The following is a 12875-nucleotide window of genomic DNA, read 5'->3' as shown; positions in this document are numbered from 1 at the left end:
TCAGGCCCCGTCGCCAACGTGCGCGGCTGAAGAAGTCGCCGATGTGCACTGCACGAAGAAGCCGTCGCTGGTTGTCAACAGGGTCACGGAAGTCGGTTCCGCTTCGCCCGGGGGAGTGTCACGCTCGTCAGGTGAGTGCTCCCGACAAGCGCAGCGAGCTGCTGGACCGGCGGCTGTACTCGCATGCCGACGTCGACCGGCACCTCCACCTTCCGCCGGGGACTGCACGGCGATGGCTCAACGGCTACCGGCGAGGCGGCACCGACTACCCACCGATGCTCCGGGACGAGCCCCGGATTGCCGATGAGGTCACCTCGGGCGAATTCGTCGAGACCCGCCTGCTGGCGGAGTATCGGCACAGAGGTGTTTCCTTGCAGCGCCTGCGTCCCGCCGTCGTACGGCTCCGTGAAGAATTCGGTCAGTACCCGCTGGCGCAGGCCCGGCCGTTCCTCGACGTCGAGGGGCGTGAGCTCGTCCGGCGCATCCAGGGCGAGGTCGACCTTCCGCCCGAGCTGCAGCTCGTCGTCGTGCGAACCGGTCAGGGACTGATCTCCGCACCGCCGATCAAGAGGTTCGTCGCGGCCGTCGACTTCGACGAGGTCAGCGCGGTCCGGGTCAGGCCCCAGCCTGATTCACTCGTCATGATCGATCCGGAACGCCAGAGCGGCCGACCGGTGGTGCGCTCGGTGCCCACAGACGTCGTGCTCGAGCAGTTCAACGCCGGCGAGAGCCTGGCTGAGATATCGAGACTGTGGGACCTGTCGGTTGATGAGGTAGAAGCCGCCCTGAGGTTCGAGCTGGCAGCAGTCGCTGCGTGACCATTTAAACCTGAACTCGACGACGTCGCCGCGGACAGGGCCGTCTGGCTGGTGCTTCCGTGGCGCCGGGCGCGATCACGTCGAGCCTGACGATCGGGCAACCTCGCCGCGCCTGCGACGACACCTACAGGACCTGCACGGTCTGCGACGGCGAGCCGGGCAGCTCGCTCTGCGCCGAGGGCATAGGGGTTCGGATTACCCGGGGCACGGCGTTCAGAGCGTCGTGGATCCGTTCTCCGACCTGCGGTAGCGATCTCAGGAGTGGTCGCCGATCTGACGGTGCCCCAGGGTGAGACGGGGTGGATGGGCGAACGACGACGGAGCGAACTCGACGGACAGTCCTTCCCGGGCTGGGAGCCGGTGACGCCGCTCTCCGACGAGGACCGGGAGCTGATCGAGGTCATCGAGCAGTCCCGGCCAGGGCTCGACTCGTCGACGCAGAAGGCCCTGGACAAGCGCCAGGCCGCCGTCGAGGGCGACATGGAGCCGACGTGCGAGTGCGGATGGAGGGGCTGGGCGGAGGACTGGCAGCCGACCGGCTCGGGCAGCCGGACCGGCGGCCGGCAGTTCGTGACGCATGAGTTCACCGTGCGGTCGACCGCCGCAACCGAGCGCCTCGCCGCCGAGCTCGCTGCCGCGGCATTGCGGCACGCTGGCGACGACTGGGACGGCGACGAGGCGGTGGCTTACTGGCTCGAGGCGCGGGCCGAGCACATCGAGGCTGTGGGGCGCTACGACACGAGACGTGGCCGAGCGCGGATCGGGGATCGGCGATCAGGCGCTGGGAGTCGACCCGCCGGGCAGGTTCAGGGCCTTGGCAGCGTCCTTGACGAGGCCAGGCAGTCCTGCGGTGTTGATGTCCGATGCGTGCTTCGCCGCGTCGCGGTGCGAGAACCGCGACAACACGTTCTTGACCAGCACGGCATCGCCGACCTCGACCCGCGCGGCGCGGCGGATCTCGTCGTCCGCGTTCGCGTAGAACGGCGCGAGGGCCTTCAGGGACAGCGCGACGTCCTCGGCGGTGTCGGCCTCCCGGAAGTGCCGCGTGGACTCCCGGAGGAGCAGGCCGCCGAACGCGCCGATGACGACGGCGACGGACGCACGCAGGATGCCGCCGCCCAGCGAGATGTCGAAGTTGTTGGCGATCGCCTCGCCGACGATGAAGATGCCGACCGCGCCCGCGAAGACGAACGCGGCCAGAGCGCCGGCACGGATCCACTGCGCGGCTCGGCGCTCCCGCTTCGCCCTGCCGGACCAGTCGGCGGCGCTGAGGTCGCCGGCCGCGTGCTCGGCCAGCGCCTCGCCGGCCGTCATCACCGCGGCGAGCGTGGCGACGCTCTCCAGGGCCTTCGCGTCGTGCTCGGCGTCGGCCGCCTCCCGCTCCTGGGTCCAGGCCTCGAGCGCTTCCTTCCACGCCGCGCGCATGTCTGCATCGGCGGTCTTGCTGACCTCGGCGATCGCCTCGCGCTCGGCCTGGATCTCGCCCCGCAGCCGCTCGACCTCAGCGGAGACCGTCGTCAGCTCGTGGAATCGATCCTGGAGCGACTTCTCGGTCGCCGCAACCTTCGTCCTGAGTTCGGCTAGGAGCTCGTTCCGCGCCTCGACCTCCTTGTCCAGCTGCTCGACGTAGGACGCCTTGAGGTCCTTGGGCGGCGGGAGAGGGAGCGCCCGCAGTGCCTGCTCCAACTGCTGGTACGGCTGGCTCGGGTGCTGCTTGTTCGCGATGAACTGGCGGAACTGGGCGGTGTCGACGGGCAGCTGGTTGAGCCCGGCGCTGAGGCCATCGAGCGCGCTGAGGTACAGCGCTGGCTGCTGAGCGCCCTTGGTCTTGACCGCCTCGTCGAGCCACTCGATGATGTCCTGCCGGGCCTGCTCCGAGGCTGGGTCGTCGTAGCGCGCGGCCACGAGCGCGTCTTTCTTGAGCTGCAGGGTCTCCCAGACCTTGTGCTTCTTGTACCGCTCGTAGCCTGTCGCCATGTCAGCCCGCCTCCGCCGGTCTAGATTCCCTCGTGAAGGGTCGTGTACCTCGTCCCTTGCTCCTCGTAGAGCCGCTTGATGGAGTCGCTGTCCGCCGGCGACTCGTAGACCGCGCGGCGGATCTTCGAGCTCTTGAGGTCGAGGCCCTGCAGGACGCCGTCCTTCTCGATCCCGACCGCGATGATCCGATCGAACAGCGAGCCGTGCTCGTCGGCGTACTCGGCCAGCGCCTTTAGCTTCGGCGTGGAGTCGCCCAGGTGTGCCCCGTGCGGGTCGATGATCGAAGGGCGGAGCGCGTCGTCGACGAGGTGCACGAACACGAAGTCCGGCTGCACCGATTTCCAGGCGTCGCCCGACTTGTGCGCGATCCGCAGCGAGTGCTTCCCCGCCGCCGATGGATTGCGGTACCAGCCCTCGAGCGTGCCGAGGCCCTGCTCGTGCTTGATCGTGGCCCGCTCCCAGCGATTCTTCGTCATTTTCACCTCGAGTGGGTAGTCGCCGTCGGCGGTCGACAGCAGATGCTTCTTCTCGGTGGGCAGCGGCTTCATGTCCGTGTCCACGGAGTCGACACGCTCATCGGTCTTGATCTCAACGACGTCGCGCTCCGGCTCCCGCGCCATGTCCTGGATCGCCTCGTAGGTCGGCTTCCGCGAGTCAGGCAGTCCGGCGATGTCGTTCGCCTTGGTCGTCAGCCACAGGCGCGTCAGCGAGTCCGCTGCGTCCTCCACGGGCTTTTGCACGTCGGCGTCGATGAAGGCCAGAGCGGCGACTCGGGCTCGGATCGCGGTGATGTCGACGGCCGTCGGGTCGCCGGCCTCGAACCCCTCGTTGATCGCCGCCTGCATGTTGCGGCCCAGGTAGCGGTTGACCACCGAGGCAGTCAGGATGCGCCTCAGGTGCCGCAGCGCATCGTCGACCGTGGCCGCGTCGGCATCACGGGTGTCGGTCGAGTCCGTCGCCTCGTCCTTGCCGCGCTCAACCAGGATCCGGCGGATGTTCGCGGTCATGATCAGCTTGGCCTGCGCATCGATGTCGTCGACGTTGGCCTCGGTGATGCTGTCGAGCACGGCGAACATCGCCTCGTGCGCCAGGTGGTCGGCATCGGCGACCAGCTCGTCCTGGGCGAGTGCCTGCGCCGCCTTCAGGATCCGCTTGATCGGACGCGGGGCTGTGGTCGGCTTCCGGAACGACGGGAGGTCCCGGATGAGCTGGAACACTTCGTCGGGCACGTCGTAGTTGCGGTGCAGCGTGACGGGCTTGAGCATGACCTTGTTGACCGCCGCGCCGCGCTCGCCCGAGCGGGGCTCGCGCATGCCCATGATCTCCTCGGCGACGATCTTCGCCGTCTCCTTATCGAAGTAGGGCAGGTAGCAGGACGCGGCGTTGAGGCGCTCGACGCTGGTCTCCTGAGCCAGCGGCGTACGGACCATGCGCCCGAGCAGCTGCGTGACGTAGGTGTCGTCTCTCGCAGGGCGCAGCGACACGAGGACCTCGGCGCGAGGGCAGTCCCAGCCGGTGGAGACGGCGTCCTTGGCCAGCAGGACACGGATCCGGTGGTCGTGCTCGACGTCCTGCGGCGCGACCTTCGGGATCTCGTACGAGCCCACCTCGATCGTCGACCGGTCGCCGAGGACGTGGGCCACGCAGTCCGCCGGCATGTCCGGCCAGTGCTTGCGGACCGTCTCCAGGACGAGGTGGATGATCTCGTCCTCCTCCTTGTGCCCCTTCTCGGTGTCCCGCTCCCCCGCGGTCTTGTTCGGGATCTGCGCGACCAGCAGCGGCACGACTGGGTCGATGCCCTGCTCGTCGCAGTAGGCGTCCCACGTCTCGCAGACCTCGACGAAGTCGAGCGTGGCGTCGCGGACCATGGTCGTCGAGAATTCGCCGTCCTCGTCGGGGATGTCGAGGGTCAGCGCGCTCTTGAGGAGGCCGGAGTCCTGCACGTCCTTGGGGTCGATGACGACGTTCTTCTCCTTGGTGAATGCGCCAGCCCTGGTCATCGCCTCGTCGAACCGCTTGACCGTCGCCGAAATGCCCAACACGATCGGCACCGCCGGGTTGACACCGTTGCCGTTGATGATCCTCTGCACGATCGTATGCTCGGCGCTCGTCGGGGACTTCATCCCCTCGTGCGCCTCGTCGAGGACCATGTACAGGGTTTTGCTCTCATCCTTGATCGTGTTGGCGATGATCTCCCAGAACGTGACGTGCCGGGTGTCGCTGTGCTTGACGAAGTCGGCCCGGTCGCGGAGCTTGTCTGGGTTGATGAAGTAGACGGTCCCGGTGCGCAGCGAGTCCTCGGCGTACGTCTTGTCGAGCAGCACCAGGTCGCCGGACGGTAACCGGTCGGCGCACTCGATGAAGCGGCTCTTGGTCTGCGCGTTCAGCGCCGGGTCCTTGGACACCCAGAGCACGACTGCCGAGGAGTCCGGCTCGATGTTGAACTCATCGCTGCCATGCAGCAGCGCCTCGATCGCCGTCGCGGCCATGACCGTCTTGCCGGAGCCCGTGGTGGACGAGAGCGCGAACGCCGTGCGCCGCTGCCGGTTGTGCCAGTCCTCCCGCGCGTAGCCCAACGTCGTGAGGATCGTGTCGACGGCGGTCGTCTGGTAGTCCTTCAGCGTGAACCGCATCGCTCAGGCCCTCCCGGTGTTGATCTGGAACGTGCGCAGGTACGACTCGTACAGGCGCACCGACTCCACGCCGTCGGGCAGCTGGCCGGCGACCGCCTGGTACTGCGTCTCGTCGTCGGTGACGATGTACGCGACCCGCACGCCCTCGGCCTTGTCGACGGCCGCGAGGAACGGCCGGGACGCGTCCACGTTGAAGAGCACCGCATAGGTGTCGGCGACGTCGAAGGTGTCGCTGCGCTCGTCGATGCGGCGACCCTCGGATCCGGCGCGCATCCACAGCAAGGGCGCGATGCGATCGAAAGCCATGTCGAGCTCGACCAGGGCCGGGTTCTCATAGGTGAGGGTGAAGAACTCGACGTTCTCCTCGAAACCCTCGGACATCGGGCACTCGTCGGCGAAGCGGTAGGTCCCTGGCACCGGCTTGTCGTCAGTGTTGACACCGGTAACAGCCGCCCGCAGTCGCGGCTCTGTGATGTACTTGCAGATGCCGAGGGCTTCCCACTCGGGATCGCCGGCCCGGTAGCCGTCCTTACGAAGTGCAGCCTCTTCGTCAGGCGAGACTTCATTGTTTGTTATTGCGATCGCCATGCGACGGCCGTTGTCTTGCCGGTTGAGGCGCATGACAGCGTGGCTCGTGGTTCCGGAGCCCGAAAAAAAGTCGAGAACGACGGCAGCGGGCTTGTGGCCAATGTAATAGCGAAGCGCGTCCTCAACTGCGTAGAGGCTCTTAGGGAACGGAAACTTCCGTCGGGGGAGGAAGTTCCGCAACAACGTCGAGCCGTGCTCTGTGGCGCTATAGGACCCGTTGGTCCACATTGTCTTGCCGACCTGGCTCCGCACCCGACCCTCCGCATTCCTGATGATCATTGCACCTTTTTCGTCACGGCCGTCCACGACGAGCTCGCCTGCTTCGATGGCCGCCATCACGCCTTTGCCGACAAATCCGATGCCCCACCGGCCGGTCGTCTTCTTGCGCGTGCCGATCTTGATCCGTCCGGCTTTGAGGTATTGCCGGAAGGTCGGGGCGGAGAGCTGCCAGCATGCCTCGGTGCCGTCGCGCTTGATAGGCCATTGCGCGATACATCCTTCGGGTGGGGACGGGGCCTCTGAACGGTCCATCCCCTCTGGGAGGTGATCGCCACAACCGACGATGGTCCCAGTCTCCTCATGAATCCAGACTGGAAAGAACTTCGCTTTGGTGTCCTGCCGACGGGAGTTCCCGCCGGATCGCTGGAATGACTCCCACTGAAAGGGCTTGGCCTCCCCGTCCTGCGTCACAAAGGTGGACGTCCCGGGAGTTGTGTCGGTTAGCGTGCGCTGCGGCCGCGCAGTCCCGATGTGAACAAATAACAAGTGCTCATCGACACGCGAGAATTGGTCAATGATGGATGCTCCAGCCGGGTTGATCAAGACAGTGACCATCTGCACTTTGGATCCGGGGAAGATCTGCTCTAGCAGCAGGTGCACCCGATGGACCTCGTTCTCGTCAATTGCAAGGATCAGCACCGACTCATTCGGATTCAGGAGCCGTCTAGCGAGCTTCAGCCGGCGCTCCATGAAGGCGAGCCACTTGCTGTGCCGATACGAGTCGTCGCCGTCGACGTAGTCGTTGCTGTATTTCCAGTCCTTCGCACCGGAGTTGTAGGGCGGATCGATGTAGATGCAGTCGACCTTTCCCTGGTGCGTGAACAGCATTGCCTCGAGGGCGTGGTAGTTCTCGGCGTTGATCACTGCGTGGAACGGCCTGTCGCCGCCGCGCTCGACCTTCCCGGTCGAGACGAGGCCCGGATAGATCGGATCGCGGAAGTCTGCGACGAAGACCAGGTCCTCGAGCGCTCGCGTGGTCTCGTCCTTGGACCTCGGGTCGAGCAGCCTGGCCACGCGCTTGTTCTTGGGTCCCGAGATGGCGGTGACGATCCAGTTCGCCTTCGATTCGACCTCGGTCTCGCCGCGCGGCGGCAGGAAGCGCACCTTGTCGCCCACGGAGATCGCTCGTCCGGTGAGCGCGACGGATTCCGGGGTGTGCCGCTCGAAGTTCAGCCCGAACTGCCGTCGGCTCTGCAGCGCGTCGATGTGCCGGCGCAGCTCCTTTGCCGTGTCCGGGTCGCTGTCGTCGACGCGCGCGAGGAGCGCTCGCAGCTCGTTGCTCACAGGTTCGTGCTCCTTCTGTCCATTGGGGTCCATCCTGCCGGAGCGGTCCGACATCGGGCGGACGCGTCCGGCTGGGTGACGATCGTGTCTGCCACTGGCTCACCCGGGGAGCGGGTCGCGGAGGTCACCAACGCCTCGACCACCGGCCTGCTCGACGTGCGCCGGCGCACCTGGTCCACCGAGGTCACCGCCGCCCTGGAGCGCGACCTCGGGGTGCCCGCCGCGGGCCTGCTCCCCGACCTCGTCGAGCCCGGCACCGTCCTGGGCCCCCTCGACCCCGGCGACCACGCCGAGGTGGTGGCCGGCACCCGGCTGGTCGCCGTCGGCAGCCACGACACCGCCTCCGCCGTCGCCGCGGTCCCGGCCACCGAGCCCGGCTTCGCCTACATCTCCTGCGGCACCTGGTCCCTGGTCGGCCTCGAGCTGCCCGCCCCGGTCACCACCGAGGCCAGCCGGGCGGCCAACTTCACCAACGAGCTCGGCCTGGACGGCACGGTGCGCTACCTTCGCAACGTCATGGGCCTGTGGCTCCTGCAGGAGTCCCTGCGCACCTGGCACGCCGGCGGCCACGACGTCGACCTGGCCACCCTGCTCGCCCAGGCCGCCGAGGTCCCGCCGCTGCGGTGCGTCATCGACGTCGACGACCCCGCCTTCCTGCCGCCCGGAGGCATGCCGGCCCGGATCACCGCCGCGGCCGCCAGCACCGGCCAGCCCCCGCCCACCACCCCGGCCGAGGTGACGCGGTGCATCGTCGACTCCCTCGCCCCGGCCCACCGCCGCGCCGTCCACCAGGCCGCCGAGCTCGCCGACCGCGAGGTCACCGTCGTGCACGTCGTCGGCGGCGGATCACGCAACGCACTGCTGTGCCAACTCACCGCCGACGCCACCGGCCTGCCCGTCCTCGCCGGCCCCGCCGAGGCGACCGCGCTGGGCAACATCCTCGTCCAGGCCCGCGCGACCCGGGCGCTGAACGGCGGGCTGGTGGAGCTGCGTCGCGCGGCCGCGCAGGCCGGTCCGGTGCACCGGTACGAGCCCACCGGCTCGGTGGACCGCTGGGCGCAGGCCGAGGCGCGGCTGGTCTCCTCGGGACGGCCGCGATGACCGAGCCGCAACAACGACGAGCTCCCCGGCTCGCCCGCCGCGGCTCGCCCGCCGTCGCCGTCGTCGTCGCACCGGACCTGCCGGCCACCGACCCGCTGCCCGCCCCGCACGTCCCCGCGTCCAGCCAGCACAGGAGAGCACCCGCCATGCCCGTCACCCAGCCCTACCCCGACCTCGACGAGATCCTCGCCAGCATGGGCGCCGGCGGCCAGCGCATCAGCGACATCGACGCCTCCGAGGCCGGTGCCGGGAACATCTCCGTCTACCTCGGCTGGGAGGTGGAGGTCCGCCGACGCTTCCCGCTCAGTGCGGAGGTCGACCTGCCGCTGGCGGTGCCGGCGCTCGCCGGCAAGACCCTCCTCGTCACCGGGTCCGGCCGCCGCCTGCGCCAGATCGCCGCGGACCCGCTCGCCCACGTCGGCGCCCTGCGGGTGCACCCCGGCGGTGCCACCGCGACGCTGCACACCTCCCCCCGGCGCCTGTTCGACCGGCTCACCAGCGAGCTGAACTCCCACCTCGCGGTGCACGCGGACCAGGTGGGCCGCCGCGGCGAGGTCTTCCAGGCCGTCGTCCACGCCCAGCCGCCCCACCTGACCTACCTCAGCCACATCCCCGCTTACCGGGACGCCGCCGTGCTGAACGCCCGGCTGCTGCGCTGGGAGCCGGAGTCCGTCGTCGCCCTGCCCGAGGGCGTCAAGGTCCTCGAGTTCATGGTGCCCGGCAGCGCCGAGCTCATGGCCGCCAACGTCGCGGGGTTGCGCGAGCACCAGATCGTGCTGTGGAGCAAGCACGGGGTGATGGCGCGGTCGGACCTGTCGGTCACCCGGGCGGTGGACCGCACCGACTACGCCGAGACCGGCGCCCGCTACGAGTACATGGACCTGGTCGCCGGCGGCCGCGCCGAGGGCCTCACCCGCGCCGAGACCCGCCAGGTGGTCGAGGCGTTCGACGTGAGGACTACCCTCGTCTGAAAGGGAGGTGCTGGGTGCGGATCGCGCTGTTCGCCACCTGCGTCAACGACGCGTTGTTCCCGCAGGCGCCCGCCGCGACGGCGGTGCTGCTCGAGCGGCTCGGGCACGAGGTGGTCTTCCCGGCCGGGCAGGCGTGCTGCGGGCAGATGCACGTTAACACCGGGTACTACCGCAAGGCCCTGCCGGTGATCCGCAACCACGTGCGGGCCTTCGCCCCGGTGCTCGACGGCGAGTGGGACGCCGTCGTGGCGCCGTCGGGCTCCTGCGTGGGCTCGGTCCGCCACCAGCAGGCCATGGTCGCCGAGCGCCAGGGGGAGCCCGGGCTCGCCCGGGACGCCGCGCGGGTGGCCGCGCGGACGTATGAGCTCAGCGAGCTCCTCGTCGACGTCCTGGGCGTCACCGACGTCGGCGCGCACTTCCCGCACCGGGTCACCTACCACCCCACCTGCCACTCGCTGCGGCTGCTGCACGTGGGGGACAAGCCGCTGCGGCTGCTGCGCGCCGTCGCCGGCATCGACCTGGTCGAGCTGCCCGAGGCGGCCTCGTGCTGCGGGTTCGGCGGCACCTTCGCGCTGAAGAACGCCGAGACGTCGACGGCGATGGTCGAGGAGAAGGTGCGCAACGTGGTCGGCACCCGGGCGGAGGTGCTGACCGCCGGGGACTACTCGTGCCTAATGAACATCGCCGGGGCCCTGTCCCGCGGGCGGACCGGGGTGCACGTGGCGCACCTGGCCGAGATCCTCGCCGCCACCCCGGAGCGGCCGTGGGTGCCGGCGGTGCTGCCGGTCGACCGGGCGGGGACGGCGGATGCCGGCTCGGCGTGCGGCGCTCCGTCCGCAGCTCCCGCACCTGCGCCCGCCGGGAGGGCCGCCGTCGTGCCCGCCGCTACCCCCGGGGCGCCGCACACCCCGCCACCCACCGGCGCGCCCGCCGTCGCCGACCGGGGCGGTGAGCCCCGGTGAGCGCGACGTTCCTCGGGATGCCCCGGGTGCGGCCGCTGCCCGCCGAGGCGCCGGCGGACCCGCTGCGGTGGGGGCCGACGTTCCCCGCCGCCGCGCACGAGGCGCTGGGGAATCAGCAGGTCCGGGCGAACCTGCGCCGGGCCACCCGCACCATCCGGGACAAGCGGCTGCAGGTGACCGGGGAGCTGCCCGACTGGGAGGACCTGCGCGAGGCCGGGTCGGCCATCAAGCAGGAGGCGATGGCCCGCCTGCCCGAGCTCCTGGTCCAGCTGGAGGAGAACGTCACCGCCCGCGGCGGCGTCGTGCACTGGGCCCGGGACGCCGCCGAGGCCAACCGGATCGTCACCGACCTGGTGCGCGCCACCGGCGAGCGGGAGGTGGTCAAGGTCAAGTCCATGGCCACCCAGGAGATCGGGCTGAACGAGCACCTGGCGGCCGCCGGGATCACCGCCACCGAGACGGACCTGGCCGAGCTCATCGTCCAGCTCGCCGGGGATATGCCCTCGCACATCCTCGTCCCGGCGATCCACCGCAACCGCGACGAGATCCGGGAGATCTTCGCCGAGCGGATGGCCGGCGCGCCGGCCGGGCTGAGCGAGGACCCCCGGGCGCTGGCGATGGCCGCGCGGGCGCACCTGCGGGCGAAGTTCCTCCAGGCCAAGGTTGCCGTCTCCGGGGCCAACCTGGCGGTGGCCGAGACCGGCACCGTGGCGGTCTTCGAGTCCGAGGGCAACGGCCGCATGTGCCTGACCCTGCCCGAGACCCTGATCACCGTGATGGGCATCGAGAAGGTCCTGCCCCGCTTCGCCGACATCGAGGTCTTCGCCCAGCTGCTGCCGCGGTCCTCCACCGGGGAGCGGATGAACCCGTACACCTCGATGTGGACCGGGGTCACGCCCGGGGACGGCCCGCAGGCCTTCCACCTGGTGCTGCTGGACAACGGGCGCACCAAGGCCCTGGCCGACGACATCGGCCGGCAGGCCCTGCACTGCATCCGCTGCTCCGCGTGCCTGAACGTGTGCCCGGTCTACGAGCACACCGGCGGGCACGCCTACGGCTCGGTCTACCCCGGGCCGATCGGCGCGATCCTCACCCCGCTGCTGAGAGGCACCGGCACCGGCCCGGACCCGGTGGACCCGGCCGACCCCACCGCCACACTGCCGTTCGCGTCCTCGCTGTGCGGGGCGTGCTTCGAGGCGTGCCCGGTCAAGATCGACATCCCCACCGCGCTGGTGCACCTGCGCGACCGGGTCAACACCGCCGCCGACCGGCGCCCGGTGCCCACCGGCTGGTCGGCCGCGATGAGCGCCGCCGGCGCGGTGATGTCCTCCGGCCGCCGCTTCGGCGCCGCCGCCGCGGCCGCCCGCGCCGGCCGGGCGCTCGCCCGCGAGGAGCGCATCGGCCGCCTGCCGTTCCCCGGCTCGCTGTGGACCGGGTCCAGGGACCTGCCCGCCCCGCCACGGGAGTCGTTCCGGCAGTGGTGGCGCCGGCACGAGGCCGAGCGTCCCGGCCCTGCAGGCTCCGGCGTCGAGGCCAAGATCGAGGTCGAGGGTGACGAGCGAGCCGGCGGGAAGCGGTGATGGAGGCCCGGGAGGCCATCCTCGCCCGTGTCACGGACGCCCTCGGCCGCGCCCCGGCCGCCGCGACGCCGGTCCCGCGCGCCTACCGCGCGCACGCCGCGATCGCCCCGGGCTCGCCGGAGGCGCTGGAGCTGCTGACGGACCGCCTCGTGGACTACCGGGCCCGCGTGCACACCTGCCCCGCATCGCAGCTGCCGGCCGCCCTGGCGGCCCTACTGGCCGACGCCGCCTCCGTCGTCGTGCCGCCGGAGCTGCCGGGGCACTGGCTTGCCGATGACGTCCGCGCACGGGCGCTGCCCGACTCGGCGGACGCGCCGCTGGGTAACGACGTGCTCGACGCCGCCGGCGCCGTGCTCACGGCCGTCCGGCTCGCCATCGCCGAGACGGGCACGATCGTGCTCGACGGCGCCCCCGACCAGGGCCGGCGGGCCCTCACGCTCGTCCCGGACCGGCACGTGTGCGTGCTGTGGGCCGAGCAGGTGCTCGTCACCGTGCCGGAGGCGGTCGCGGTGCTGGCCGAGCACCCCACCCGGCCGCTGACCTGGATCGCCGGGCCGTCGGCGACGAGCGACATCGAGCTCGAGCGTGTGGAGGGCGTGCACGGGCCACGCACGCTGGATGTGGTGCTGGTCTCGCCTGACGCCTAGGGGTTCGCCCCGGCTGGCCGTCGTCCTTCCGATCA

The 12875-nt window shown here is 70.3% G+C and carries 8 protein-coding genes and 1 pseudogene; 6 read left to right on the top strand and 3 right to left on the bottom strand.

All coding sequences use genetic code 11. The features are described 5' to 3' along the window. The first annotated feature begins 131 nt into the window (after positions 1-131). Positions 132-818 (top strand): DUF433 domain-containing protein, encoded by a 687-nt coding sequence (locus MF406_RS00795; RefSeq protein WP_242896145.1) that lies wholly within the window; start codon positions 132-134, stop codon positions 816-818. A gap of 774 nt (positions 819-1592) precedes the next feature. On the opposite strand, the gene MF406_RS00790 is transcribed toward MF406_RS00795, so the two are convergent. The 3 genes from MF406_RS00790 to MF406_RS00780 are packed head-to-tail and all read right to left on the bottom strand — an operon-like array spanning position 1593 to position 7579. Continuing rightward, positions 1593-2795 carry a YrzE family protein gene (locus MF406_RS00790; protein WP_242896144.1) on the bottom strand — a complete coding sequence of 401 codons (1203 nt, stop codon included), beginning with the start codon at positions 2793-2795 and terminating at the stop codon, positions 1593-1595. A 20-nt stretch (positions 2796-2815) separates the two neighbouring features. Next, positions 2816-5428, bottom strand: coding sequence for a DEAD/DEAH box helicase (locus MF406_RS00785; protein WP_242896143.1), 2613 nt, complete (start codon positions 5426-5428; stop codon positions 2816-2818). A 3-nt stretch (positions 5429-5431) separates the two neighbouring features. Continuing rightward, positions 5432-7579, bottom strand: coding sequence for a DNA methyltransferase (locus MF406_RS00780; RefSeq protein ID WP_242896142.1), 2148 nt, complete (start codon positions 7577-7579; stop codon positions 5432-5434). A gap of 84 nt (positions 7580-7663) precedes the next feature. On the opposite strand from MF406_RS00780, the gene MF406_RS00775 reads away from it, so the two are divergent. The 5 genes and pseudogenes from MF406_RS00775 (at position 7664) to MF406_RS00755 (ending at position 12840) form a co-directional block, all read left to right on the top strand. Then, positions 7664-8680 carry a rhamnulokinase family protein gene (locus MF406_RS00775; protein ID WP_371744557.1) on the top strand — a complete coding sequence of 339 codons (1017 nt, stop codon included), beginning with the start codon at positions 7664-7666 and terminating at the stop codon, positions 8678-8680. Then, positions 8677-9651, top strand: a complete 975-nt coding sequence (locus MF406_RS00770; protein WP_242896141.1) for a class II aldolase/adducin family protein — start codon at positions 8677-8679, stop codon at positions 9649-9651. The genes MF406_RS00775 and MF406_RS00770 overlap by 4 nt, the downstream gene beginning before the upstream one ends. Positions 9652-9665: 14 nt before the next feature. Further along, a pseudogene (locus MF406_RS00765) lies at positions 9666-10418 on the top strand ((Fe-S)-binding protein); the annotation flags it as partial. A gap of 191 nt (positions 10419-10609) precedes the next feature. Beyond that, a complete protein-coding gene (locus tag MF406_RS00760) occupies positions 10610-12193 on the top strand; it encodes a lactate utilization protein B (protein ID WP_371744556.1) in 1584 nt (527 codons plus the stop codon). Beyond that, positions 12193-12840, top strand: coding sequence for an LUD domain-containing protein (locus MF406_RS00755; RefSeq protein ID WP_242896139.1), 648 nt, complete (start codon positions 12193-12195; stop codon positions 12838-12840). Before MF406_RS00760 ends, MF406_RS00755 begins: the two co-directional genes overlap by 1 nt. Positions 12841-12875: the final 35 nt, after the last annotated feature.

This window comes from Georgenia sp. TF02-10 (genome assembly GCF_022759505.1).
Lineage (GTDB): Bacteria > Actinomycetota > Actinomycetes > Actinomycetales > Actinomycetaceae > TF02-10.
This window is presented reverse-complemented; position numbering and strand designations above follow the sequence as displayed.

What these genes read in the sequence shown, in the direction of transcription:
- MF406_RS00755 (WP_242896139.1), top strand. Translation starts at nt 12,193, where the DNA reads ATGGAGGCCCGGGAGGCCATCCTCGCCCGTGTCACGGACGCCCTCGGC.
- MF406_RS00785 (WP_242896143.1), bottom strand. Translation starts at nt 5,428, where the DNA reads ATGCGGTTCACGCTGAAGGACTACCAGACGACCGCCGTCGACACGATC.
- MF406_RS00770 (WP_242896141.1), top strand. Translation starts at nt 8,677, where the DNA reads ATGACCGAGCCGCAACAACGACGAGCTCCCCGGCTCGCCCGCCGCGGC.
- MF406_RS00790 (WP_242896144.1), bottom strand. Translation starts at nt 2,795, where the DNA reads ATGGCGACAGGCTACGAGCGGTACAAGAAGCACAAGGTCTGGGAGACC.